This is a genomic window from Zafaria cholistanensis, assembly GCF_008580665.1.
Taxonomy (GTDB): domain Bacteria; phylum Actinomycetota; class Actinomycetes; order Actinomycetales; family Micrococcaceae; genus Zafaria; species Zafaria cholistanensis.
In genome coordinates, this window is sequence record NZ_BKDJ01000004.1 from 1 (window position 1) to 24,630 (window position 24,630).

The 24,630-nt window shown below is 71.5% G+C and carries 23 protein-coding genes; 3 read left to right on the top strand and 20 right to left on the bottom strand.

All coding sequences use genetic code 11. From position 1 onward, the window contains the following. Nucleotides 1-71: 71 nt before the first annotated feature. The 4 genes from pgsA to dapA form a co-directional block, all read right to left on the bottom strand. Complete coding sequence (gene pgsA, locus NCCP_RS05000; RefSeq protein WP_225873699.1) at nucleotides 72-635, bottom strand: CDP-diacylglycerol--glycerol-3-phosphate 3-phosphatidyltransferase; 564 nt, start codon at nucleotides 633-635, stop codon at nucleotides 72-74. 111 nt (nucleotides 636-746) lie between these two features. Next, nucleotides 747-3,692 carry an FtsK/SpoIIIE family DNA translocase gene (locus NCCP_RS05005; RefSeq protein ID WP_149956158.1) on the bottom strand — a complete coding sequence of 982 codons (2,946 nt, stop codon included), beginning with the start codon at nucleotides 3,690-3,692 and terminating at the stop codon, nucleotides 747-749. 212 nt (nucleotides 3,693-3,904) lie between these two features. Next, entirely contained in the window at nucleotides 3,905-5,608 is a 1,704-nt protein-coding gene (locus tag NCCP_RS05010; RefSeq protein WP_149956159.1) for a ribonuclease J, read from the bottom strand. Between the two features lie 15 nt (nucleotides 5,609-5,623). Beyond that, nucleotides 5,624-6,541, bottom strand: a complete 918-nt coding sequence (gene dapA, locus NCCP_RS05015) for a 4-hydroxy-tetrahydrodipicolinate synthase (protein ID WP_149956160.1) — start codon at nucleotides 6,539-6,541, stop codon at nucleotides 5,624-5,626. Nucleotides 6,542-6,634: 93 nt separating this feature from the next. Between dapA and NCCP_RS05020 the strand changes: the two genes are divergently transcribed. Then, on the top strand, nucleotides 6,635-7,879 hold the full coding sequence (locus NCCP_RS05020) for a heparan-alpha-glucosaminide N-acetyltransferase domain-containing protein (protein ID WP_149956161.1): 1,245 nt from the start codon (nucleotides 6,635-6,637) through the stop codon (nucleotides 7,877-7,879). Nucleotides 7,880-7,936: 57 nt separating this feature from the next. Here NCCP_RS05020 and NCCP_RS05025 read toward each other — a convergent pair whose 3' ends face one another. The 10 genes from NCCP_RS05025 to NCCP_RS05070 all read right to left on the bottom strand — a co-directional run bounded on the left by NCCP_RS05025 (nucleotide 7,937) and on the right by NCCP_RS05070 (nucleotide 15,080). Next, entirely contained in the window at nucleotides 7,937-8,392 is a 456-nt protein-coding gene (locus tag NCCP_RS05025; RefSeq protein WP_149956162.1) for a hypothetical protein, read from the bottom strand. A 4-nt stretch (nucleotides 8,393-8,396) separates the two neighbouring features. Then, a complete protein-coding gene (gene dapB / locus NCCP_RS05030) occupies nucleotides 8,397-9,155 on the bottom strand; it encodes a 4-hydroxy-tetrahydrodipicolinate reductase (protein WP_149956163.1) in 759 nt (252 codons plus the stop codon). A gap of 137 nt (nucleotides 9,156-9,292) precedes the next feature. After that, nucleotides 9,293-9,871: a hypothetical protein gene (locus tag NCCP_RS05035; protein WP_149956164.1), complete on the bottom strand. Its 579-nt coding sequence runs from the start codon at nucleotides 9,869-9,871 to the stop codon at nucleotides 9,293-9,295. 167 nt (nucleotides 9,872-10,038) lie between these two features. Beyond that, on the bottom strand, nucleotides 10,039-10,536 hold the full coding sequence (locus NCCP_RS05040; protein WP_149956165.1) for a molybdenum cofactor biosynthesis protein MoaE: 498 nt from the start codon (nucleotides 10,534-10,536) through the stop codon (nucleotides 10,039-10,041). After that, nucleotides 10,526-11,026: a MogA/MoaB family molybdenum cofactor biosynthesis protein gene (locus NCCP_RS05045; protein ID WP_149956166.1), complete on the bottom strand. Its 501-nt coding sequence runs from the start codon at nucleotides 11,024-11,026 to the stop codon at nucleotides 10,526-10,528. Before NCCP_RS05045 ends, NCCP_RS05040 begins: the two co-directional genes overlap by 11 nt. Next, nucleotides 11,023-11,604 carry a cyclic pyranopterin monophosphate synthase MoaC gene (moaC, locus tag NCCP_RS05050; protein WP_149956167.1) on the bottom strand — a complete coding sequence of 194 codons (582 nt, stop codon included), beginning with the start codon at nucleotides 11,602-11,604 and terminating at the stop codon, nucleotides 11,023-11,025. Before moaC ends, NCCP_RS05045 begins: the two co-directional genes overlap by 4 nt. Further along, nucleotides 11,601-12,899: a molybdopterin molybdotransferase MoeA gene (locus tag NCCP_RS05055; RefSeq protein WP_149956168.1), complete on the bottom strand. Its 1,299-nt coding sequence runs from the start codon at nucleotides 12,897-12,899 to the stop codon at nucleotides 11,601-11,603. Before NCCP_RS05055 ends, moaC begins: the two co-directional genes overlap by 4 nt. A 176-nt stretch (nucleotides 12,900-13,075) precedes the next feature. Continuing rightward, nucleotides 13,076-13,894, bottom strand: coding sequence for a molybdate ABC transporter permease subunit (locus NCCP_RS05060; RefSeq protein ID WP_225873683.1), 819 nt, complete (start codon nucleotides 13,892-13,894; stop codon nucleotides 13,076-13,078). Beyond that, nucleotides 13,891-14,613 carry a substrate-binding domain-containing protein gene (locus NCCP_RS05065; RefSeq protein WP_149956169.1) on the bottom strand — a complete coding sequence of 241 codons (723 nt, stop codon included), beginning with the start codon at nucleotides 14,611-14,613 and terminating at the stop codon, nucleotides 13,891-13,893. The genes NCCP_RS05060 and NCCP_RS05065 overlap by 4 nt, the downstream gene beginning before the upstream one ends. A gap of 71 nt (nucleotides 14,614-14,684) precedes the next feature. Continuing rightward, nucleotides 14,685-15,080 carry a TOBE domain-containing protein gene (locus NCCP_RS05070; protein ID WP_149956170.1) on the bottom strand — a complete coding sequence of 132 codons (396 nt, stop codon included), beginning with the start codon at nucleotides 15,078-15,080 and terminating at the stop codon, nucleotides 14,685-14,687. A gap of 127 nt (nucleotides 15,081-15,207) precedes the next feature. Between NCCP_RS05070 and moaA the strand changes: the two genes are divergently transcribed. Together moaA and NCCP_RS05080 are read left to right on the top strand one after the other, a co-directional pair. Beyond that, nucleotides 15,208-16,341, top strand: coding sequence for a GTP 3',8-cyclase MoaA (gene moaA / locus NCCP_RS05075; RefSeq protein WP_225873684.1), 1,134 nt, complete (start codon nucleotides 15,208-15,210; stop codon nucleotides 16,339-16,341). A gap of 10 nt (nucleotides 16,342-16,351) precedes the next feature. Beyond that, a complete protein-coding gene (locus NCCP_RS05080) occupies nucleotides 16,352-16,639 on the top strand; it encodes a MoaD/ThiS family protein (RefSeq protein WP_149956171.1) in 288 nt (95 codons plus the stop codon). 19 nt (nucleotides 16,640-16,658) lie between these two features. Here the strand turns inward: NCCP_RS05080 and NCCP_RS05085 are convergent, their stop codons facing one another. The 6 genes from NCCP_RS05085 to NCCP_RS05110 form a co-directional block, all read right to left on the bottom strand. Then, entirely contained in the window at nucleotides 16,659-18,170 is a 1,512-nt protein-coding gene (locus NCCP_RS05085; protein ID WP_149956172.1) for an alanine/glycine:cation symporter family protein, read from the bottom strand. 265 nt (nucleotides 18,171-18,435) lie between these two features. Further along, a complete protein-coding gene (locus tag NCCP_RS05090) occupies nucleotides 18,436-19,809 on the bottom strand; it encodes a M16 family metallopeptidase (RefSeq protein ID WP_149956173.1) in 1,374 nt (457 codons plus the stop codon). A 49-nt stretch (nucleotides 19,810-19,858) separates the two neighbouring features. Beyond that, on the bottom strand, nucleotides 19,859-22,090 hold the full coding sequence (locus NCCP_RS05095; protein ID WP_149956174.1) for a polyribonucleotide nucleotidyltransferase: 2,232 nt from the start codon (nucleotides 22,088-22,090) through the stop codon (nucleotides 19,859-19,861). Between the two features lie 281 nt (nucleotides 22,091-22,371). Continuing rightward, nucleotides 22,372-22,641 carry a 30S ribosomal protein S15 gene (rpsO, locus tag NCCP_RS05100; RefSeq protein WP_149956175.1) on the bottom strand — a complete coding sequence of 90 codons (270 nt, stop codon included), beginning with the start codon at nucleotides 22,639-22,641 and terminating at the stop codon, nucleotides 22,372-22,374. A 126-nt stretch (nucleotides 22,642-22,767) separates the two neighbouring features. Next, nucleotides 22,768-23,565 (bottom strand): class I SAM-dependent methyltransferase, encoded by a 798-nt coding sequence (locus NCCP_RS05105; protein WP_225873685.1) that lies wholly within the window; start codon nucleotides 23,563-23,565, stop codon nucleotides 22,768-22,770. 24 nt (nucleotides 23,566-23,589) lie between these two features. Next, nucleotides 23,590-24,537, bottom strand: coding sequence for a bifunctional riboflavin kinase/FAD synthetase (locus NCCP_RS05110; protein WP_149956176.1), 948 nt, complete (start codon nucleotides 24,535-24,537; stop codon nucleotides 23,590-23,592). Nucleotides 24,538-24,630: the final 93 nt, after the last annotated feature.

Below are 24,630 nucleotides of genomic sequence, written 5' to 3' on the forward strand. Positions count from 1 at the left end.
CGGGCCGGCGGAGGTGCCCCCGGCGGCGCCGGACAGGCCGGCGGAGGTGCCCCCGGCGGCGCCGGACAGGCTCACGCCCGGCCGCCCTTGCGGGCCGCGGCGCGCAGGCGGGCGGCGGCGAGCACGTAGTCGACGCCGGTATAGATGGTGACCGCCACGGCACCCAGCATGACCACCAGGGCAATGGTGCCCACCCACGGGACCGTCTGGGACCACGGGAGCAGGTAAAGGAAGATCGCGGCGGACTGGAGCACGGTCTTCAGCTTGCCCCCCGGGGAGGCCGCGATGACCCCGTACTTGATCACCGCGAAGCGCAGGGCGGTGACCCCCAGTTCCCGTACCAGGATCACCACCGTGACCCACCACCACAGCTCGCCCAGCCAGGAAAGCAGGACCAGCCCGGCGCCCATCAGCAGCTTGTCGGCGATGGGGTCGGCGATTTTGCCGAAGTTGGTGACCAGCCCGCGGCTGCGGGCCAGGTCCCCATCCAGCTTGTCGGTGTACACCGCGGCGGCGAACACCGCCACGGCAAGCCAGCGCCACAGCCCGTACTGCTGCTGGTCCGCGAGCAGGAACCAGGCGAAGAAGGGCACCATCACGATGCGCAGCGTGGTCAGGACGTTGGCGATGTTCAGCGTGGGAACGGGTTCGCCAGGAACCCGGCCGGCGGGGGTCGGTTCGGAGGGGCTTGGTTTGGAGGAACTTGGTTCGGAGGGGCTGTCCAGCGGGTCGGTCACGTCCTCAGGCTACCGTCCGGTCAGGTTCCATGCGTCTTCGGAGCCGTCGTCGTCCCCGTCGGCGCCGTCGAAGTAGTCGATGGCCTGGGTCCTGGACTCCAGGTCCTCGGCCACCAGGTCGACTCCGAAGTGGTTTGCGTTGGCGTTCTCCGCCAGGGCCGCCTCCCGGGGAGCGGCCTCGGATGCCGACGCCGGCGCCTCCTCCCCGCGCATGGTCGCCAGGACCGCCGGGAGGTCGTCCGGCTTGACCAGCACGTCGCGGGCCTTGGACCCCTCGGAAGGGCCCACGACTCCACGGGATTCGAGCAGGTCCATCAGCCGGCCGGCCTTGGCGAAGCCGACGCGCAGCTTGCGCTGGAGCATGGAGGTGGAGCCGAATTGCGTGGTGACCACCAGTTCGGTGGCCTGCAGCAGCAGCTCGAGGTCGTCTCCGATGTCGTCGTCGATCTGCTTCTTGGGCGCCTCCACCGCGAGGTCCTCGCGGTAGACAGCCTGCAGTTGGGCCTTGACGTGCTCGACGACCCGGTGGATCTCCGATTCGGTCACCCAGGCGCCCTGCACGCGCATCGGCTTGGAAACACCCATCGGCAGGAACAGGGCGTCGCCCTGGCCCAGCAGCTTCTCTGCGCCCGGCTGGTCGAGCACGACGCGGGAGTCGGTGACGGAACTGGTCGCGAACGCCATGCGGGAGGGCACGTTGGCCTTGATCAGCCCGGTGACCACGTCCACGGACGGGCGCTGGGTCGCCAGCACCAGGTGGATTCCGGCGGCACGGGCGAGCTGGGTAATGCGCACGATCGAGTCTTCGACGTCGCGCGGGGCGACCATCATCAGGTCGGCGAGTTCGTCGACGATGACCAGCAGGTAGGGGTAGGGCTTCATGACCCGCTTGGAACCTTCGGGCGGAACCACCCTGCCGTTGCGGATTGCCTTGTTGAAGTCGTCGATGTGCTTGAAGCCGAAGTTCGCCAGGTCGTCGTAGCGGGTGTCCATCTCGCGGACCACCCACTGCAGCGCCTCGGCGGCCTTCTTCGGATTGGTGATGATTGGGGTGATCAGGTGCGGGACGCCTTCGTAGGCGGTCAGTTCCACGCGCTTGGGGTCCACCATGACCATGCGGACCTCATCCGGGGTGGCGCGCATGAGGATCGAGACGATCATCGAGTTCACGAACGAGGACTTGCCCGCGCCGGTGGCGCCGGCGACGAGCATGTGCGGCATCTTCGCCAGGTTCGCTACCACGAAGCCGCCCTCGACGTCCTTGCCCACGCCCATAACCATCGGGTGTTCGGTCTTGCGGGCGGCGTTGGAGCGCAGCACGTCGCCGAGGGCGACCACTTCCTTGTCCGCATTCGGGATCTCGATGCCGATGGCGCTCTTGCCCGGAATGGGGCTGAGGATGCGCACGTCGGAGGAGGCCACCGCGTAGGAAATGTTCTTGCTCAACGCAGTGACGCGTTCGACCTTCGTGCCCGGGGACAGTTCGATCTCATACCGGGTGACGGTCGGGCCGCGGCTGAACCCGGTGACCTGGGCGTCCACGTTGAACTGCTGGAGCGTGTCCGTCAGGGCCTCGACGACGGCGTCGTTGGCCTCGGAGCGCTCCTTTGCCGGGGGGCCCGCCGGGAGGAATTCGGAGGGCGGCAGGGTGTAGGTGACGTCCCCGGAGAGCTGCAGCTGCTCGGTGCGCTGCGGGATGGGGGGCAGCGGGGCCGGGCTTGGAGCCGGCTTGGCCGCCTCCTGTCCGGCTCCGCCCAGGCCTTCAGCCTCCAGCCCGGCGGCGGAGACCGTGTCCAGCGCCTCGGTGGCCGGTTCCGCGGCCTCGGCCAGCCCGACGCGCTCGCGCACCTGCTGGAGGGCCTTTTCGGACGCGGTGGGACGGCGCACTCCCGGCGGGACAGCCGGGGCGGACGCGGCGGCCGGTTCGGAGTAGTCGGGGTAGGTCTCCACCGACTCGTCGGGGGCATAGCCGTCGGGGCCATAGCCGTCGAGCGCATCGCGGATGACGGCGCGCTCGTAGGCCTCGGTGTCCGCGTATCCGTCCGCCGCCGCGTCGGCGGCGGTCTCCTCCGGACGGTCCTTGCCGAAGAGGCGGCCGCGCTTCTTCCGGGGCTTGGGCGCGGGGATTTCGTGTTCGTGGAGGTAGCTCTGGTCGTGGCCGCCCGCGCCGCCGCGGAGCGTTTCCTCCGGCACGGCGCCGGCGGGCTGGCCCATCAGTCGCTCGTAGCCTTCGCGCAGGCGCAGGGGGATGTGCCGGAACGGGGTAGCCGTCATGATCATCAGGCTCAACAGCACCAGCAGCACCATCAGCGCCAGGGTTCCCCAGCGGCTGACCAGCGCCGAAAGCGGGTTCGCCACCAGGAATCCGGCGATGCCGCCCCCGGCCCACAGTTCGTCGAAAGGGTCCGCCAGCGTGGGCAGGCCGGCCACGACGTGGGCGATCCCGGACCCGGCCACGGTTCCCAGCGCCAGGCCGATCCCGATCCGGTTGTTGGCCCGGTAGTCCTCCGGGTAGCGGAAGAGCCGGAACGCCCCGACCCCCAGGACCGCCGGCAGCACCACGGCCATGAAGCCCACGGTGCCACCGAAGACGGCATGGATGAACGTGCCGAACCAGCCCTGGCCGCGCAGGCCCCACCATTCGACGCTGGCCACGGCCACGGCCACCAGGACCAGGAACAGGCCGGTGCCGTCACGGCGGAGGTCGGGGTCCGGGTGGACGTCGTTGCCAAGCTTGCGGAACGCCCCGGCCACCACGCGGGCCGTGCCCATCCAGGCGCTGCGCAGGGCGCGCAGGGGTGCGGGAAGGTCCGGGGGGAAGGCCTGCGCGGACTGCCGGGCAGGGGTGCCTCCGGAGCGCGCAGCGGTGCCGGTGGACTTGCTGCGCGATCCTGCGGAACCGGCCGCCTTGCCGTTTGCGGGCTTCGGCCGGCCGGTGGTGGTACGGGTCGCCATACCCGCTACGCTACCGGAAAACCGGCCCGGACCCGGAGACCTCCGCCCGTGCCGGAAGGGCCGGCCGGCCCGAACCCGTGGCCGGGACTGCGGCGGAGGCGGCTGACGTGCCCGGGAACGGCGCCGCGGCCGCCGTCGTGCCGTAGCGCGGGCCCCGGCCCCGGCGGGAGCCGGGAAGGCCGGGACCTCCGGAAACCAGGCCTCCGAAAGACTTAGGCCTCCAGGACCACCGGGACGATCATCGGGCGGCGGCGCAGCTTGCGGCTGACCCAGGAACCGATCACGCGGCGCACGATCTGCTGCAGCTGGTGCGTGGTGTGGTCCGGGTTGTTGCGCACGGCCTCCTCGAGGGCCGCGGCGATCCTCGGCTTGATGTCCTCGAAGACCTGCTGCTCCTCGGCCACGCCGCGGGCGTGGATGTCCGGGCCGGAGACGATTTGCCCGGTCTGCCGGTTGACCACGGAGATCACCGAGATGAAGCCCTCCTCGCCGAGGATGCGGCGGTCTTTGAGGTCGTCGTCCGTGATGTTCCCGACGCTGGAGCCGTCCACGTAGACGTAGCCGCACTCCACCTGGCCCACCAGGTCGGCCACGCCGTCCTTGAGGTCCACCACCGAACCGTCCTCGGTCAGCAGCACGTTCCGTGCGGGGATGCCCGTCTGGGTGGCCAGGCGCGCGTTCGCCAGCAGGTGCCGGGTCTCCCCGTGCACCGGCATGACGTTCTTGGGCCTGATGATGTTGTAGCAGTAGAGCAGCTCCCCTGCGGCCGCATGCCCGGAGACGTGCACCTTCGCGTTGCCCTTGTGCACCACCTCCGCGCCCAAGCGCGTCAGGCCGTTGATGACGCGGAACACCGCGTTCTCGTTGCCCGGGATGAGCGAGGACGCCAGGATCACGGTGTCCCCGGCTCCCACCTGGATGCGGTGGTCCCCGTTGGCCATGCGGGAAAGCGCGGCCATGGGTTCGCCCTGCGAACCGGTGGACATCAGGACCACCTTGCTGTCCGGCAGGTCGCCAACGTTTTTCAGGTCCACCAGGATGTCCGCGGGCACCCGCAGGTAGCCGAGCTTGGCGGCAATGGCCATGTTGCGCACCATGGAGCGCCCCACGAACGCGACTTTGCGCCCGTGCAGGGCTGCCGCGTCAAGGACCTGCTGGACGCGGTGCACGTGGGAGGAGAAGGAGGCGACGATGATGCGCTTTTGCGCGCGCCCGAAGAGGTTCTCCAGGACGGGCCCGATCTCCTTTTCGGCCGTGGTGAAGCCGGGCACGTCGGCGTTGGTGGAGTCGGGCATGAAGAGGTCCACGCCCTCCTCGCCGAGCCGGGCGAAGGCCCTCAGGTCGGTGATGCGCCCGTCCAGCGGCAGCTGGTCCATCTTGAAGTCGCCGGTGTGCAGCACGGTGCCCGCAGCGGTGCGGATGAACACCGCCAGAGCATCCGGGATGGAGTGGTTCACGGCCACGAATTCGCACTCGAACGGGCCCAGCGACTCGACCTGGCCCTCGGCGACGGTAAGCATGAGGGGGCGGATGCGGTGCTCCTGCAGCTTCGCCTCGACCAGCGCCAGGGTCAGCCGGGACCCGATCAGCGGAATGTCCTGCTTCAGCCGCAGCAGGTACGGGACCGCGCCGATGTGGTCCTCGTGCCCGTGCGTGAGCACCACGCCGACCACGTCGTCAAGGCGGTCCCGGATGTAGCTGAAATCGGGCAGGATCAGGTCCACGCCCGGCTGGAACTCCTCCGGGAAGAGCACGCCGCAGTCCACGACCAGCAGCTTGCCGTCGATCTCGAAGACCGCCATGTTGCGGCCAACCTCTCCCAGCCCGCCCAACGGCACGATGCGCAGGGTTCCCGGCTTCAGCTGCGGGGGCAGGCTCCGGGGCGCGTCGGTGAGGCCCGGGGAGGTTTCTGTCATGGGGTGGCTACCTTTCTAGAGGTCCCATCCGGCCTCGCGCAGGTCGACGCGGATGGTTTCGAGTTCCGCTTCCGAAGGCGCCAGCAGCGGCAGCCGGACCACGGCGTTGGGCAGGACACCCTGCCAGTGAAGAACTGTCTTCGCCGAGACCGCACCCTGGATGTGGGTCATGACGGCGCGCTGGACCGGGTCCAGCTCGAAGTGCAGGCGGCGGGCGGTCGCGAAGTCGCCGGCCAGGGCCGCGTCGATCAGCCGGCGGTACTGGGCGGCCGCCACGTGGGCGGTCACGGACACGACGCCGATGGCGCCGATGCTCATGAACGGCAGGGTCAGCCCGTCGTCGCCGGAGTAGACGTCCAGGTCGGTGTTTGCCAGCACGCGGGTGGTTTCGAGGAAGTCGCCCTTGGCGTCCTTCAGCGCGACGATGCGCGGGTGCTCGGCCAGGCGGATCAGCGTATCGGTGGCGATCTCGATGCCGGCGCGGCCGGGGATGTCGTAGACCATGACCGGCAGGTCGGTGGAATCGGCGATGGCCTCCACGTGCGCCTGGACGCCGGCCTGGCTGGGCTTGTTGTAGTACGGGGCGGTGACCAGCAGGCCGTCGACGCCGAGCTCGGCGGCACGCTGCGAGAGGCTGATCGAGTGGCGGGTGTCGTTAGTCGTCGAGCCGGCCAGCACCTTGGCGCGCCCGCCCACGGCTTCGACCACGGCCCGGAACATGCCAAGGTTTTCCTCGTCGGTCAGCGTGGAGGTCTCGCCGGTGGTGCCCGTGACCACCAGGCCGTCGCAGCCGTCGTCGACCAGCTTGGAGGCCAGGGCGGCGGCGCTGTCGTAGTCGACTTCGCCGTTCTCCCCGAAGGGGGTCACCATGGCGGTCAGCAGGGTCCCGAAGGTGTAGTCGGTCCGGGGCGCGCGAATGTCAGAAGCAGCCATGGCCCCAACGTTACACTTTCGCGGACGGCGCCCGCGCCACGGGGCGGCGTCGTAGGCTGGCAACATGACGAAGAGCACGTTGCCGGGGACCGCGTGAGCGGGCGCCGGACCAGCCCCGCGCCCGCGCCGGTCCGCGTGCGGGGACCGCGCCTGTCCGGGGTGGATGCCGCGCGCGGCATCGCCCTGCTGGGCATGATGGCCACCCACATCCTCCCCCTGTCCCAGGCGCTGCCGGGCGGGGGCGCCGGGCCGACGTGGACCGCCCTGCTGTTCTCCGGCAGGGCCTCGGCGCTGTTCGCGGTGCTGGCCGGGGTCGGGCTGGCCCTGCTTACCGGCGGGGCGCGGCCGTACCCGCCCGAACACCTCCGCCGCAGCCGGCGCGGGATCGCCGTGCGCGCCCTGCTGGTGGCGGCGATCGGCCTGGCCGCGGGCTCGCTGGACGCCGGCGTGGCCGTGATCCTGGTGCACTACGGGGTCCTGTTCCTGCTGGCGCTTCCGTTCCTGGGCCTGCCGGTGCGGCGGCTGGCGTGGTGGGCCGGCGGCTGGCTGCTGCTGTCCCCCGTGGCGCTGTTCCTGCTGCTGCCGCTGGCCCGGGCGTGGGTGGATCCTTCCGACGTCGGCGGCTCCCCCGCCTTCACCGACCTGGCCAATCCGGCGACAGTCCTGGCGGACCTCTTCGTGACCGGCTACTACCCGGTGGTTGCCTGGCTGGGTTTCCTGCTGGTGGGCCTGGCCGTGGGCCGCAGCAACCTGTCGCGGCCGCCGGTGGCACTAGCCCTGCTGGCCGGCGGGACCGCGGTGGCCGCGGCGGCCCGCTGGGCCTCCGCCGAACTGGTGGCCCTCCCGGGCGCAGACGCCGCGCTGCGCGCCGCCACCGGGCTGCGGGCAGGCCCCCTGGAGGCCGCGCTGGCCACCGGCCGGGGGCTCGACGGGGCACAAGGGAGCTGGTGGTGGTTTGCCCTGGCTTCCCCGCACACCGGTTCCCCGCTGGACCTGATCCATACCGCGGGCACGGCGCTGGCGGTGTTAGGCGGCTGCCTGCTGGTCGCGGCCGCGCTGGAGGCGACCCTGGGCCAACTCGGCGAAGCGCTGCTGTGGCCGCTGGCCGGGGCAGGGGCGGCCACCCTGACGCTCTACGTCGGACACCTGGTGGCCCTGGACCTGCTCAGCGGATTGACCGCGGAACTGCCGCGGCTGGCCGTGTACCTGGGGTTCGTGGTGGCCGCCCTGCTGGCCGGGATCGTGCTCAAGTGGTCGGGGGTGCGCGGCCCCCTGGAGGCCGCGGTGCATGCGGCCTCCAGGGCTGCGGCCGGCGGGAGCATCAGGGAACGGACGTGACGTCCCTGCCGGAAGGAGCGTCCGCGGGTTCCCTGCCGGGAACCCGCGGGGGTGCGCTCAGGCCTTGGCGTCCGCCGAGGCGAGGAAGAGGCCGATCGCCCGCTTCATGCTCTTGCGGGCGCGCGGACGGTCGCCGGCGGCGTCGTAGGCCAGGGCGAGCCGGTGCAGGGAACGCCAGCTGTCCGGGTTCGCCTCGGCCTCCTGGCGGTACTGCACGAAGTCCTCGTCCGCGGCGGCCTTGATGATGCGTCCGGACGGGGTGCGCGGCAGGGTGTCTTCCGGCAGCAGCCCCTCGGCCTCGAGGATGCGTGCCATCCTCTGCGAGCGCGCCCCGAAGAGCACTTCCCGGACCAGGATCCAGGCGCCCACCAGCGGCAACAGCAGCGCCGCCGCGCCGATGGCCTTGGCCATGGGCTCCGCGGCGGTGAGGAAGCGCATGGCTGAGCCGAAGGATGCCACCAGGTAGAAAGCGAACAGGGCCAGGATCCCCGCGACCCACAACTTGGTCTTCACGTGGCTAGCGCCCCAGTTCCAGGTAGCCGTCCAGCCCGTAGGTCAGGCCGGGGCGGGAGGCGACGGTGCGCAGGCCCAGCAGCACGCCGGGCATGAAGGAGGCGCGGTCGTAGGAGTCGTGGCGCAGGGTCAGCTGTTCGCCGGCCCCGCCCAGGAGCACCTCCTGGTGGGCGACGAGGCCGCGCAGGCGCACCGAGTGCACGCGCACCCCGTCCACGTCCGCGCCGCGGGCGCCCTCGAGGCAGGTCTCGGTCGCGTCCGGGCTGGCGGGCACGCCGGCCTCGGCACGCGCCGCGGCGATCAGCTCGGCGGTGCGCACCGCGGTGCCGGAGGGGGCGTCCACCTTGTTGGGGTGGTGCAGTTCGACGATTTCGACGGACTCGAAGTACCTGGCCGCGGTGGCGGCGAACGCGCTGGCCAGCACTGACCCGAGCGCGAAGTTCGGGGCGATCAGCACGCCGGTGCCCGGGTGGCGCTCCAGCAGCGCGGCCAGGTCCGCCCGCCGGGCATCCGTCCAGCCGGTGGTGCCGACGACGGCGTGCAGGCCGTGCTCGACGGCGAAGCGGACGTTGGCCTCGGTGCTGTCCGGGACGGTGAGGTCGACGACGTGCGTGGCGCCGGCCTCCAGGATCTTCTCCAGCGGGTCGTGGCGGCCCAGGGAGGCGACGAGTTCCATGTCTGCGGCCGTGGAGACGGCCTTGACGGCCTCCGCGCCCATGCGTCCGGACGCGCCGAGGACGGCGACGGCAAGTGGTGGGGTCATGGGCACAAGCCTAGCGCCGCCGGGAGCCGCCCGCGGCATACTCTTCGGCCAGCGCCTGCACCGGGCGGACATACTCGTTCGAGTGGTTGTATGCGTAGACGGCGGCGGACCAGCGCGCGCCGGCAGGCGGTGCGGGGTCAGTTTCCGGTGGTGCCGGCACCGGAACCGGCGGGGATGCCGTTCTGCCCCGCGGCCAGTCGGGGCCGCTGACCGTGCTTGAGGGGCCTGTCCATGATTCGCGCCTGCGGAAGGCGGTCCACGGCCAGGGCGGCGGCACGGTCCCGCTCCGCCGGCTTCGGATACCACTGCGCGCAGGACATCAGCGGCTGGCCGGAGGTGACGGCGGTCCAGCCATGGAAGCCGTCGCCGGGCCTGCACAGCGGCACGATCGTCAGGGCCCCGGCGACAGCCTGCGCCTCGGCTGCATGGGCTGCGGCCTCGGAGTGGCTGGCGAACATGCCCATGCCCCGGGCATGCTCGCGGTGGTTGCTGGAGACCAGGCGCCAGATGAAGGAGGCCTGGTCGTAGCGCGGCAGGGTGCGCGGCAGGGGCTGCCCGCCCGGGATACCCCACGGGCCGGGGGCCGGCGCCAGGGCGGGGACCAGGCCGGAACGCGCCAGCAGCTCGACGATCTCCACCTCGCGTTCGGCCCACCGCCGGGCCGCCGGCACCTGGTGGTTGAAGAAGGACGTGAACAGGACGCGCGCTCCGGACAAGGACGAAAAACCCTCCTGTGAAACCGCCGGGTCCACGGGGCTCGTGTGCGGCACGGCCACTGTCCGGCGGCAGGATGAACGCAGGCCGAACGGAATCGGTCAGCAGGTGCCGTCCATGTGAATACCCGGTGAAACCGCTAAAGGCCCGTGGGACCCCGCGGATCCGCTCAGGCGCTGCCCACCCATTCGCTGCCGCCGTCGACGAAGTGCTGTTCCTTCCAGACCGGGATCCCGGCCTTGACGGCCTCCACCAGGTCGCGGCAGGCCTCGAACGCCTCGCCCCGGTGGGCGGAGGCGGCCGCGGCGACCAGCGCGGCGTCCCCGATCGCGAGGTCCCCCACCCGGTGTGCGGCCCACAGCCGGGTGCCGGGATGGCGGGCGGCGACCTCCGCGGCCAGTTCGGCCATGCGCCGCCCGGCGGTCGGGTGCGCGCTGTACGCCAGCCGGGTCACCGGGCGTCCGGCGTCGTGGTTGCGCACCACGCCGGCGAAGGTGACGACGGCGCCGGTCGCCTCCGTCTCCACCGCGTCCCAGGCGGTAGCCGCATCGATGGGCTCCGCGCTGACGCCGGCGAAGACGACGGTGCCGGGCTGGCCAGCGGGCTGGGCCCCCGTGGGCTGGGCTTCGGTGGGCTGGGCTTCGGTGGGCTGGGGCTCAATGGGCATGGCTGCCTTCCAACTGGTCGCAGATGTGGCCGATGATCGGATCCAGGACCCCCAGCGCGTCCATGACCCCGCGGGGGGAGCCGGGGAGGTTCACGATGAACGTGTGCCCGGCGGTGCCGGCGTGGCCGCGCGAGAGCGCCGCGTGCGGGGTGGAGGCCATTCCGGCGGCGCGGATGGCCTCCATGACCCCGGGCAGCTGGCGCTCCAGCAGCGGCAGCGTCATTTCAGGGGTGAGGTCGTCCGCCGACAGGCCGGTCCCGCCGCTGGTCACGATGACGCGCGGACCGGTGAGCAGCAGGGCGCGCAGGGCCGCGCCGACCGGTTCGCCGTCGGGGACGACGACGGAGTTGTCCGCCTCGAACCCGTGTTCAAGGAGCCAGTCCCGGATGACCGGAGCGGTGCGGTCCTCGTAGACGCCCGTGGCGGCGCGGGTGGAGGCGATGAGGATGGCGGCCTTGCGCGGCTCCGCGGAGGGTTCGCAGCCGCTCATGCGGTGCCTTCCCTGGGCGGGGTGTGCTCGGCGGTGGCAAGCGGCACGGGCGCGACCGACCAGTCCCCGCTCTTGCCGCCGGTCTTGGCCAGCACGCGGACGCTGCCGATCTCGGCGTGCTTGTCCACGGCCTTGGTCATGTCGTAGAGGGCCAGGGCGGCCACGGTGGCCGCGGTCAGTGCCTCCATTTCGACGCCGGTGACCCCGCGGGTCTTCACGGTGGCCAGGATGCGCACGGTGCCGGCAGCCGCGTCCGGCTCGAAGTCCACGGTTGCCTTGGCCAGCGGCAGCGGGTGGCACAGCGGGATCAGTTCGGGGGTCTTCTTGGCGGCCATGATCCCGGCGATGCGGGCCACGGCCAGCGCGTCACCCTTGGGGAGGGTGCCTTCGGCGAGCATGGCCACCACGTCGGGGCGGGTGGCGAGCACGGCTTCGGCGGTCGCCTCGCGGGAGGTTTCCGGCTTGGCCGAGACGTCCACCATGTGGGCGCTGCCGTCGGCGCGGACGTGGGTGAGGCCGGTGGCCGGGCCGCGGTCCGGGCCGCTGCCTTCCGGGGCTGTGTCCGGGGTGGGTGTCATTGGGGGTCTCCCATCGTGAGTACGGGTACGTCGGTCCCGGGGTCAAGGTGCCCGGGGCCCGGGGGCAGCAGGGCCAGGGCGGTGGCGTGGGCCAGTGCGTGGAGCAGGTGCGATCCGGGGCCGCCCAGCGGGGTGAAGCGTCCGTCCTCGAGGATTCCGCGGCGGACCTGCAGCTTGCCGGGAGGCTTGTCAAGGGCCACCGCCAGGGGTGCCTGGACCAGCGGACGCGGGGGCACGCCCAGCAGTTCGCACAGGACCGGGCGCAGGAACACCTCGAAGCTGACAAAGCTGCTGACCGGGTTCCCGGGGAAGGCCAGCAGCGGGACCGGGGCGGTGCCGGGCAGCGCCAGCAGGCCCGCACCCTGGGGTCCCCCGGGCTGCATGGCGACGGAACCGAAGGCGATACCCCGCCCGGCCAGGGCCTGGCGCACCACCTCGTAGGCACCCTGGCTGATGCCGCCACTGGTCAGGACCAGGTCGGTCACGTCCGGGTCGGGGGCCAGCGCGTCGGCGAGCGCGGCCTCGAAGGCGGCGGCATTGTCGGCGCAGATCCCTGCGGTCGCGGTGTCCCAGCCGGCCTCGGCCAGGGAGGCTGTGAGCAGGGTGGTGTTGGCGTCATGGATCTGCCCGGGGGCCAGTTCGGTTCCGGGCGCGGCCACCTCGTCTCCGGTGGAGAGCACCAGGGCGCGGGGGCGGCGGCGCACGGGCAGGGCCGCCAGGCCCAGTGCGGCGGCCAGCCCCAGTTGGGCGGCCCCGAGCCGGGTGCCGGCGGCCAATGCAGTTGCCCCGGCGGGCAGGTCGCTGCCCGCCGGCCGCACGTAGGTTCCCGCGGCGAAGGAGGCCGGCAGCGTGACGGTGGTGTGGTCGCGGAACGGGGCGTCCCCGCCGACGAAGGCCGGGAACTGGGGCGGATCGGCGGCCTCGATCGGCACCACCGTGTCCGCGCCGGCCGGGAGCATGGCCCCAGTCATGATGGGGGCCGCATGGCCCGGCGGCAGCGGCGGGGCGGCGGTACCGGCAGGGATGGGCGGAGCCACCGGCAGTGTGGCCCAGGGAACCGGGCCGGTAGACAGGTCCGCGGCGCGCACGGCGTACCCGTCCATCTGGGAGTTGGCGAAGGGCGGCAGCGGGCGCGGGGCCGTCAGGTCGCTGGCCAGGGTGCGGCCAAGGGCGGCAGCGAGCGGCACGGTCTGGGTCCCGAGCGCGTCCGGCAGGCCGGCGAGCAGCGTGCGCACGGCGGCCTGGTGCTCGGCGACGGAGCGCCGGAAGGTTGCCGGCCGGACTTCTGGAAGCATGCGCCCCAGTCTAGGCGGCGAGGGCCCCGGCCCGAGCGAAGCGAGGGGCGGGAGTCGCCTGGACGCTAGGCGGCGAGGGCCCCGGCCCGAGCGAAGCGAGGGGCGGGAGTCGCCTGGACGCTCGGCGGAACGTTAGGCGGAACGTGAGGCGGCGAGGGCTCCTGGGCCGCGTGGACTCAGCGCGGCAGGATGCTGCGGCTGCCCAAGTGCGCCGCCCCGAGCACCAGCAGGTAGAGGGCCAGCAGCATCAGGCACAGCCCCAGCGCCAGTTCCGGACGGTTCGAGTTCATCGACAGCTCGATCTGCAGCGGCAGCGTGCGGGTGCGGCCCTCGACGCTGCCGGCGAAGGTGATCGTGGCCCCGTACTCCCCCAGCGAGCGGGCAAAGGCCAGCAGCGCGCCGACCAGCACTCCCGGGGCGGCCAGCGGCAGGGTGATGTGGCGCAGGATCTGGGTCGCGTTGGCGCCGGCGTTCGCGGCGGCGAGCTCCAGGTCCGGGTCCACGGCCTCCAGCGAAGAGAGGGCGGCCACCACGAAGAACGGCAGCGCCACGAACACCTGGACCAGCACGACGGCGGCGGGACTGAAGCCCACCCCCAGGCCCAGGCCGCCGAGCAGCTCACCGGCGGCGCCGCGCGGTCCCCAGAAGTACAGCAGGGCAATGCCGGAGACCACCGGGGAGAGCACCAGCGGGATGAGCAGGATTGAGCGCAGCACGTGGAGCAGGGGTCCGCCCAGGCGGGTCAGGACGACGGCGAGCGGCAGCCCCAGCCCCACGCACGCCAGCGTGCTGGTGGCGGACGTGGCGAGCGAAAGGCCCAGGGCGGTGCGGGCGGCGGGCTCGGCCAGCAGGGCCGGCATCTGGCTCCAGGGGGCGTTGGCCAGCAGCGCCAGCAGCGGGCCGGCCAGCAGGGCCAGCGCGGTGGCCGCCGGGATCCACAGCCAGGCCGGGGTGATGGCGCGCCGCAAGGGCCGGGACAGGGACCGGTGGGTCACGGCGTCCCGAAGCCGGCGTCGGCGAGGATGTCCCGCGCCGTCCCGCCGGCCAGCCAGTCGGCGAACCCGACGGCCCCTGCCCCGGCACCGTCCCGCACCAGGAGCGGATAGATGTTCGGTTCCGCGCCCTCCAGCGCGATGGTGCGCACCGCATCGCCGGCGGCCCGCGCGTCAGTGGCGTAGACGAATCCGGCCGCCACGGCGCCGGAGGTGACCTTGGTGAGCACGGCGCGGACGTTGTCCTCCTCCGTGGGATGCTCCAGCATCACGGACCGGGCTTTCAGGTAGGCGTTGGCGGCGCGGCCGCACGGGACCTGCGGGGCGCAGACGGCAACCGTCTGCCCGGCGAGGTCGGCCAGGGAACGGACCTTGCCCCCGGCCGGTACGGCCAGGACGATCGCGTTGGCCGCCAGGTCCGGACGGCGCTCGAAGGCCCCCGGATCCCCGAGCGCCTCCAGCGCCGGGGTGTCGGCGGTAATCAGCAGGTCCGGGACCAGGCCGGCGTTGGCCTGCTGGATTAGCTGGGCGGAAGACCCCAGGTTCAGTTGCGGATCCCCCGCGCCCCCGGCAGCCTTATACGCCGCCACGAGTTGGGGTGCCACATCGGCGAAGGAGGCGGGAGCGGAGACCGCGATGGCGGCGGACGGGCTGGAGGGCCGGTCCGCACCGGAGCAGCCTCCCAGCAGGGCCGCCAGAAGCGCCGCCGCCACAGCGGCCATTCCGGAAACCAACCTCCGGGCAGGACGGCGGCCGGAGCCGCGGCCGGGTCCGGCCGCGGCGGGCGAGCCGGTCACGGGGCGGTCTCCACGATCACGCTGGTGGACTTGATGACGGCGGTGGCGATGCTTCCGGGTTCCAGGCCCAAATCCTGCACGGCCTCGCTGCTCATCAGCGAGACCATCCGGAACGGGCCGCACTGCATCTCCACCTGGGCCATCACCCTGTCCATGACCACGCTGGTCACCAGCCCCACGAAGCGGTTGCGCGCGGAGCTGGCCACCCGCGCGGGGTCCTTCGGCGCCGCGCCCTGTCGGCGCAGGTGCGCAGCGACGTCCGCCCCCTCCACGACGGCACGGCCGGAAGCGTCCCGCGCGGCCGGCAGGTCTCCGGCCTCCACCATGCGACGTACCGTGTCATCGCTGACGCCCAGGAACACCGCCGCCTCAGAAATCCTCATTTGAGTCACCTTCCTAGGCTAATAGCCCGCATCTGAGGATCAAACCGGCGTTCTGGCCCCCTTTTGCCGCCCGTGCCGGGTGTTCTGTGGGCGCGGACACACGCGGACCCCTCCGGGGTGGTCTACCCTCGATACCATGGGTGCCGCGGATTCGACACGGGGAAGCACCGCCACGGCGGTGCCCTTGGGCATGCCCCGGCTCCCCAACCGGCACGCCGACGGGCCCGGACCGCGGCGGCCGGAAGACCCGCGCCTGCTGGACCGGTTTGGCCGCACCGCCACCGACCTGCGCGTGTCCGTCATCGACAAATGCAACTTGCGCTGCACCTACTGCATGCCCGCCGACGGCATGGCATGGCTGCCCCGCAACCGCCTGCTGACCGCCGCGGAGATACGCCGCCTGGTGCGCATCGCGGTCCGCGACCTCGGCGTGCGAGAAGTCCGCCTGACCGGTGGCGAACCCCTGGTGCGCCAGGACCTGGCGGATATCGTCGCGGGCCTGCGCGAGGACCACCCGGACCTGCCGCTTTCGCTGACCACCAACGCCGTCGGCCTCGCCGAACGGGCCGCCGAACTCGCGGCGGCAGGCCTGACCCGGATCAACGTCTCCCTGGACACCCTCCGCGCGGAGACCTTCGCGACCATGGCCCGGCGCCCCTTCCTGGACCGCGCGCTCGCCGGGATCGAGGCCGCGGCGGCCGCCGGGCTGTCCCCGCTGAAGATCAACGCCGTCCTGCTGCGCGGGGTCAACGACGCCCAGGCCCCGGAGCTGGTCCGCTGGGCCCTGGAGCGCGGCCATGAGCTGCGCTTCATCGAGCAGATGCCGCTGGACGCGGACCACGGGTGGCGCCGGGAGAACCTGGTCGGCGCCGCCGAGACCCGCGCGCTGCTCTCCCGCGACTTTGTCCTGTCCCCCGACCCGCGGGCCCGCGACGGCGCCCCCGCCGAACGGTTCCTGGTGGCCTCGAAGGACCGTCCCGGGGCCGTGCTCGGGACGGTGGGAATCATCGCCTCCGTGACCGAGCCGTTCTGCGCCGACTGCCGCCGCACCCGCCTTACCGCGGAGGGGCGCGTGATGTCCTGCCTGTTCTCCCGCGAAGAAACCGACCTGGCCGGCCCGATGCGCTCGGGCGCCACCGATGCGGAGATCGCCGGGCGCTGGCGGGACGCCATGTGGGCCAAGCCGCGGGCCCACGGGATGGACCGTCCCGGGCTCGGCGACGCGGGTTTCGTGCAGCCGGAACGCACCATGAGCGCCATTGGAGGTTAGCGTGGGATCGATGACTGTCAGGTTCTTTGCCGCCGCAGCCGCGGCCGCGGGCACGCCCGAGCGCGTGGTTCCGCTCGCGTCCCTGGCTGCGGCCGACGGGTACGACGCCGGCACGCTGGGCGCGCTGGTCGCGCACCTGGGGGCGGCGCAGGCCCCCCCGGCGCCCGGGGCTCCCCCGCTGGCGCGGGTGCTGGGCCGTTCCAGCTTCCTGGTCAACGAGGTGAACGTGCGCGACCGCACCCGTCCGCTGGCCGGCGGGGACACCGTGGACGTGCTGCCCCCCTTCGCCGGGGGCTGAGCGGGCACCGCTCCGGGGCCTACCCGGTGGGGCTGCCGTCCCGGTCGAGGCCGTAGTGGTGGCTTGAACCGACCACGTTGCCGGACTTCCATTCGGTCCAGCCCGGCCGCCCCTTCATGAACGCCTCGATCTCCTCCTTGGACGCCTCGAGCCTGGGATCGTGCGCAAGATAGTGGCGGGTCTCGCGGACCACCATTCCGGAGAGGATCAGAAGGCCGATCAGGTTGGGCAGGGCCATCAGCCCGTTCATCACGTCGGAGAAGTTCCATACGACGCCCAACTGCACGGTGCAGCCCACGTACACCACCAGCGAGAACAGCACCCGGAAGGGCATGACAGCGCGGCGGCCCAGGAGTCGCTCGATGTTCCGTTCGCCGTAGTAGGCCCAGCCCAGGATGGTCGAAAAGGCGAACATGACCAGGCCCACGGTCACGATCCAATGTCCCCAATCCCCGGGCAGCCCGTGCGTGAACGCCTCACCCGTCATGAGGGCGGCCGAGATCTGCTGGCCGGTCGCCGCGTCGATCTGGTTCCACGTGCCGGTGGTCACGATGACCAGGCCGGTGCAGGTGACCACGATGATCGTGTCGATGAAGGTCTGGGTCATTGAGACCAACCCTTGACGCACCGGGTGGGTAGTCTGCGCGGCGGCCGCCGCAATCGCCGCCGATCCCATGCCGGATTCGTTGGAAAAGATGCCGCGGGCCACGCCGTACTGCACGGCGATGATGATGGCTGAGCCGGCGAAGCCGCCCACTGCCGACGTCCCGGTGAACGCGTCGGTGAAGATCTGCGCGAACGCGGCCGGGAGCGCACCGATGTTGGCCAGGAGGACATAGAGCGCGCCCAGGACGTACAGGAGGATCATCACCGGCACCAGCCCGGCCGTCACCCGGCCGATCGATTTGATGCCGCCGACCAGCACCAGCAGCGTCAGGACGGCGAGCACGGCGCCCGTCACCCACAGCGGCACCGAGAAGCTGCGCTCCATGTTGTGGGCAATGGAATTGCCCTGCGTCATGTTGCCGATGCCGAAGCAGGCCAGGGTGGCGGCGATGGCGAAGAACAGCGCCAGGAACTTTCCGAACCCTCCCCTGATGCCGCGTTCAAGGTAGACCTGCGGGCCGCCGGATTTCTCGCCGGCGTCGTCCGTCCCCCGGAAGCGGACGCCCAGGTAGGCCTCTGTATATTTCGAGGCCATGCCCACCAGGCCCGTGACCCACATCCAGAAGAGCGCGCCGGGCCCGCCGATGCCGATGGCCGTGGCGACCCCGACGATGTTGCCGGTGCCCACGGTGGCGGCCAGGGCCGTGGTGAGGGCCTGGAACTGAGAAATGTCCCCCTCGGCACCGGCGTCCCTGCGCTTGAGCAGTCCCAGCCGTAACGCGGCGCCGAGCTTGAGGAACTGCAGGCCGCCGAGGCGGATGGTCAGGTACAGGCCGGTTCCCAGCAGCAGCGGGATAAGCAGGAAAGGCCCCCAGACGACGCTTCCGACGTCTCCCAGGAACGTTTCCACGGCATTCCAATCCATACGGTTACACCTCCGGTAGCAGGGGTGGCGGGCCGCCCCCGAATGTGGGGTGGGCCGCAGGCGCTCCCATACTAAGCACAAGACCCGCCCGGGTCGCAGGGCCTGTTTCCCCGGGCGGCCGCGGGGACGCAGCGGAGGTGCCGTCGGCCTTGGCGAAGTCGGGGAAGCCGGGCAAGCTGGCGCGAAACCGCCATCAAGCAGTGAGGGCCGCCCCATGGGGCGGCCCTCACTGCTTGATGCAACGGTCCGTGCGGCGTTCCCGCCGCTACAGGCCGAAGTCGGACGGCTGGTCGAACGGTCCCACCACGGTGACCGTCCGCGGACGGTCCGCCAGTTCGCGGGCCAGCGCCTGCACGTCCTCGCGCGTCACGGCCCTGACCCGGGCCAGGGACTCGTCGATGTCGTGGAAGACCCCGGTGACCAGTTCGGCGCGCCCCAGGCGGGACATGCGCGAGCCCGGATCCTCGAGCGCGAGCACGGTGCCGCCGGAAAGCTGCCCGACCGCCCTGCGCAGCTCCTCCTCGGTGATGCCCCCGGAGGCGAGCTTCTCCAGCTCCTCCCCCAGCAGGCCAATGACCTGCCCGGTCTTGGCCGGCGAGCACCCGGCATACATGCCAAAGTACCCGGCGTCCGAATAGGCGGCGGAGAAGGAGTACGTGGAGTAGACCAGGCCCCGCTTTTCGCGGATCTCCTGGAACAGCCGCGATGACATGCCCCCGCCGAGCACCGCGTTGAGCACGCTCATGGTGTGGCGGCGCTCGTCGTTGGCCACCAGCCCGGGGCAGCCCATGACGATGTTGGCCTGCTCCACCGGACGGCGGAACACGTCGATGGTGTGCTGGCCGCGGATCTCGGCCGGCTTGGTGGGGCGGCGCTCCGCGGGACGGGCGCCTTCCTCCAGCTCCCACCCGGACGCGGAGAGCGCCTCAAGCACGCGGCGGCAGACGTCGTCGTGCTCCAGCGAACCGGCGGCAGTGACCACCAGCTCGTCCGGACGGTAGTGCCGGCGGTAGTGGTCCCAGACGGATTCGCGCGGCACGGCCAGGATGGCCTCGGGAGTGCCCCCGATCGGCCGGCCCAAGGGATGCTCGCCCAGGACGGCGGCCACGAACTTCTCGTGGGCCACGTCCCCGGGATCGTCGTTGTCCATCGCGATCTCTTCGAGGATGACGTCGCGTTCCTGCTCCATCTCCTCCGGATCGAGCACGGCGGAGGTGACCATGTCCGCAATCACGTCTATGGCCAGCGGCAGGTCCGCGTCCAGGACGCGCGCGAAGTAGCAGGTGCTCTCCTTCGCGGTGGCCGCGTTGGACTCCCCGCCGACCTCGTCGAAGGCAGCGGCAATCTCCAGCGCCGTGCGGCGCTTGGTGCCCTTGAACAGCAGGTGCTCCAGGAAGTGGGTGGAGCCGTGTTGGCCGTCGGCTTCGTCGCGGGAGCCGACGCCCACCCAGAAGCCGATGGTTGCCGAGCGCTGGCCGGGCATCGCCTCGGTCAGCACCCGGACCCCGCCGGGGAGGACGGAGCGGCGCACCAGCGCCCCTCCGGCCTCCCCGTGCAGGATCGTGGGGTCCCCGTCCTCGATGGGAGCGTGGACGCCCGGTTCCGGCGCCTCACCCTCTCCCGTCGGAGACGGGGACATTCCAGAGCCGTTAAGCGGCAGAGGAACCATCACCATGTGGTTGGCTGGCCTACTCGGCCGCGTCCGCGGACTCGTCGTCGGCCACGACCGGGGCCAGGGAGAGCTTTCCGCGGTCGTCGACCTTGGTGATCTCCACCTGGACCTTCTGGCCCACGGAGACGACGTCCTCGACGTCGTCCACGCGCTTGCCGCCGGCGAGCTTGCGCAGCTCGGAGATGTGCAGCAGGCCGTCCTTGCCCGGGGTCAGCGAGACGAAGGCGCCGAAGGTGGTCAGCTTCACGACCGTGCCCAGGTAGCGCTCGCCCACCTCGGGGACCTGCGGGTTGGCGATGGCGTTGATCGCCGCGCGGGCGGCCTCGGCCGACTCGCCGTTGGTCGCGCCGATCAGCACGGTGCCGTCGTCCTCGATGGAGATGTCCGCGCCGGTGTCCTCCTGGATCTGGTTGATCATCTTGCCCTTGGGGCCGATGACCTCGCCGATCTTGTCCACCGGGATCTTCACGGAGATGATGCGCGGGGCGAACTCGGAAAGCTCGTCCGGCGTGTCGATCGCCGCGTTGATCACGGAGAGGATGTGCAGGCGCGCTTCGCGGGCCTGCTTCAGGGCGGCGGCCAGCACGGAGGCCGGGATGCCATCCAGCTTGGTGTCCAGCTGGATCGCGGTCACGAACTCGGAGGTGCCGGCGACCTTGAAGTCCATGTCGCCGAACGCGTCCTCGGCGCCCAGGATGTCGGTCAGCGCCGCGTAGCGGGTCTGGCCGTCGACCTGGTCGGAAACCAGGCCCATGGCGATGCCGGCAACCGGGGCCTTCAGCGGCACACCGGCGTTGAGCAGGGACAGCGTGGAGGCGCAGACCGAGCCCATCGAGGTGGAGCCGTTGGACCCCAGGGCCTCGGAGACCTGGCGGATCGCGTACGGGAACTCCTCGCGGGACGGCAGCACCGGCACGAGCGCGCGCTCGGCCAGGGCGCCGTGGCCGATTTCGCGGCGCTTCGGGGACCCGACGCGGCCGGTCTCGCCCGTGGAGTACGGCGGGAAGTTGTAGTTGTGCATGTAGCGCTTGCGCGTCACCGGGGACAGCGAGTCGATCTGCTGTTCCATCTTCAGCATGTTCAGCGTGGTGACACCCATGATCTGGGTCTCCCCGCGCTCGAAGATCGCGGAGCCGTGCACGCGCGGCAGGACCTCGACCTCGGCGGTGAGCTTGCGGATGTCGGTCAGGCCGCGGCCGTCGATGCGGACCTGGTCGCGCAGGATGCGCTGGCGCACGACCTTCTTGGTCAGGGCGTTGAATGCCGCGCCCACTTCCTTCTCGCGTCCGGAGAAGCCGGCCTCCTCGGACCCGGCGAGGCGCTCGAGCGTTTCGGCCTTGAAGTCGTCGGCGGCGTCGTTGCGGGCCTGCTTGTCCGCGATGGTGAAGATCTCGGCCAGCTTGGCGGAGGCTGCGGCCTCGACCGCGGCGAAGACGTCGTCCTCGTAGTCCTTGAAGACCGGGAACTCGACGCTCGGCTTGGCGGCGCGGGCGGCCAGGTCGGCCTGCGCGTCGCACAGCACGCGGATGAACGGCTTGGCGGCCTCGAGGCCCTCGGCCACGACCTCTTCGGTCGGGGCGGTCGCGCCGCGCTCCTTGATGAGGGTCCAGGCGTTGTCGGTCGCCTCGGCCTCAACCATCATGATGGCGACGTCGTCGCCGGCGATGCGCCCGGCAACGACCATGCTGAACACGGCGTTCTCCAGCTGGGAGTGCTTCGGGAAAGCCACCCACTGGGCCCCGTTGCCCTCGTCGATCAGTGCGACGCGGACGCCGCCGATCGGACCGGAGAAGGGCAGGCCGGAGAGCTGGGTGGACATGGAGGAGGCGTTGATGGCCACCACGTCGTAGAGGTCGTCCGGGTTGATGGACAGGATCGTCACCACGATCTGGACCTCGTTGCGCAGGCCCTTGACGAAGGCCGGGCGCAGCGGACGGTCCATCAGGCGGCAGGCCAGGATGGCCTCGGTGGACGGACGGCCTTCGCGGCGGAAGAACGAGCCGGGGATGCGGCCCGCGGCGTACATGCGCTCTTCGACATCGACCGTCAGCGGGAAGAAGTCGAAGCCCTCACGCGGGTGCTTGCCCGCGGTGGTGGCCGAAAGCATCGAGGTGTCGTCGTCGATGTAGACCATCGCGGCGCCGGCGGCCTGCTGGGCAAGGCGGCCGGTCTCGAAGCGCACGGTGCGCTTGCCGAAGCGGCCGTTGTCGATAACGGCCTCGGCGAACTGGATTTCGGGACCCTCCATTGAGAGTCACCTCCGTTTCTGTTTCTGCGGAGGCGGCCTGCACCCGGTTCCGGGTCGCCCGGATGTTGCACCCGGTCTTCGATCGAGACCCACGGGTCCGTCCGGCATGTGCCGTCCCGTCCCGTAGGCCACTACCGAGGACCGCGAATGCCCGTGGCGCTGGCTGCTCCTGTGTGTGTTGTTGCGGTGGTGCTGCGTGGGGCTAGTTGCTCCCCCACCAGACTAAAGGCGGCCCCGCCGGACCCGGTTGAACCGGCCGGAGGAGCCGCCCCCGTGTCATGTTATCGACGCAGGCCGAGGCGCTCGATGAGCGAACGGTAGCGTTCGATGTCGGTGTCCTTGAGGTAACCGAGCATGCGGCGACGACGACCGACCAGGGCCATCAGGCCGCGGCGGGTGTGGTGGTCGTGCTTGTGGGTCTTCAGGTGCTCCGTCAGGTCCGAGATGCGACGGGACAGGACTGCGACCTGCACCTCCGGGGAACCGGTGTCGCCCTCGTGGGTGGCGTAGGCCTTGATGATTTCCTGCTTGACAGCGGCGTCCAGTGCCACACTATCTCCTTGGTACGTACCGCGAACATTGAGCGTGCCGTTGCCGGCGCGGTGCCGCGCAACCGCGGACTGCAGCGGGCACCAACGTCAAGTCTAGCACCCGCTCCCGCGGCGGACCGCCGCTCCTCAGGCCTTGGCAGCCCGCCAGGCGTGCGTGACGTAGGGCAGGGCGACCGGCTCCCCCGGGGCATGGCCCAAGTGCTCGTGCAGGTACCAGCGCAGGTTGGCCTCCACCTTGGAGCGGACCTGCGCGCTGGCGCGCAGGTAGTAGCTGCGGGACTTTGCCAGCTCCACCAGCCCTTCCGGGGTGACGGTGTCCTCCCAGGAGGTGTCGTGGGATTCCCAGGGGGCAAACTCCGGGCCCAGCGGGGGCACGAACCCGGGGCGGTGCACGTCCCCGGCATGCATGATGCGCGCGAGCCGGTGCACCCAGGGCACGGAGACGTCCAGCTGGTTCCACACCAGCGCCAGCGTTCCGCCAGGGCGCAGCAGGCGCGCGGCCTCGGTGCTTGCCGCGAGCGGATCCACCCAGTGCCAGGCCTGGGCGAAGACGACGACGTCGGCGCACGCCTCCGGCAGTCCGGTCGCCTCGGCGGTGCCCTGCACGGCGGGCACGCCCGGAAGCCGGGCGCGCAGCGCGGCGAGCATGTCCGCAGACGGGTCCACCGCCGTCGTGCGCAGGCCCCGGGCCACGAGCAGCCCGGTGAAGATGCCGGTGCCCGCGCCGATGTCGGCGGCGTCAGCCGCGCCGGCGGGGACCATGAAGTCCACGGCGTCCGCCGGATAGCCCGGACGCACGGCGTCGTAGTGCTCGCCCCCGGATTCGAAGGCGGCCCCCAGCGCGCTGCGGCGCCCGGCCTCGAGCGCGAAGGCACGCCCGGGCAGGTTGGGCACGGCCGGATCGGGCAGGGTCGTATCAGGCACGGGTCACACCAGGCAGGGCATCAATCAGGCACGGGCAAGCACTGCGCGGGTCTTGTCCACGTCCTCGCGCATCTGCTCGATCAGGGCCTGGACGCCGCGGTAGGCGACCATCGGGCGAAGCCGGGCCACGAATTCCACCACGACCTGCTGGCCGTAGAGGTTGAAGTCCGCGACCCCTTCCTGGGGACGGTCGATCACGTGGGCCTCCACCTGGCGGCTGACGCCCTCGAAGGTCGGGTTGGAGCCGACGGAGATCGCGGCGGGCCAGCGGGTCCCCGCCTGGTCGATCAGCCAGCCGGCATAGACCCCGTCGGCAGGGATGATCCCGGCCGAGGCGGTGGAGAGGTTGGCGGTCGGAAAGCCCAGTTCGCGGCCACGTGCGGCACCGTGGACCACTTCCCCGCGCATGCGGTGCGGCCTGCCCAGGATCTCGTTGGCGTTGCGCACATCGCCGTTGGTCAGCTCCTCGCGGATCCAGGTGGAGGAGCAGCGGCGGTCGTCGCCGAAGTCGTCGACCCCCAGGACGTCGAACCCGTAGGTGTCGCCCAGCTGGCACATGGTGTTGTAGTCCCCGCCGTTGCCCTTGCCGAAGCGCACGTCATGGCCGATCACCACGGCCTTGGCCCCGAGGGCCTCGACGATGTACTCCCGCACGAACTCCTCGGCGGTATGCTCGGCGAACTCCAGCGTGTACCGCACCATCAGCAGCGCGTCGATGCCGGTCTCGGCGAGCAGTTCGACGCGGTCCTCCAGCCCCATGATCAGCGGCGGGGCCTCGGAGGGGCGGTGCACCTGCGAGGGGTGAGGGTCGAAGGAGATCGCCACGCTGGAACAGCCGCGCTCGCGCCCGGCCTGCACCAGGCGGCGCAGCACCTCCTGGTGCCCACGGTGGACGCCGTCGAAATTCCCGATGGTGACGACCGACGGTCCGTAGCCGGCCGGGACGGCATCCAGGCCTTTCCAGTAATGCACGGTTCTCCTTCACGTGGACTCGACGGGCGTGCCGGCGGACGCCTGTTCCATTATGGACGATCCGGAGCCGGTCCCAAGACAGGCCGGCCGCCT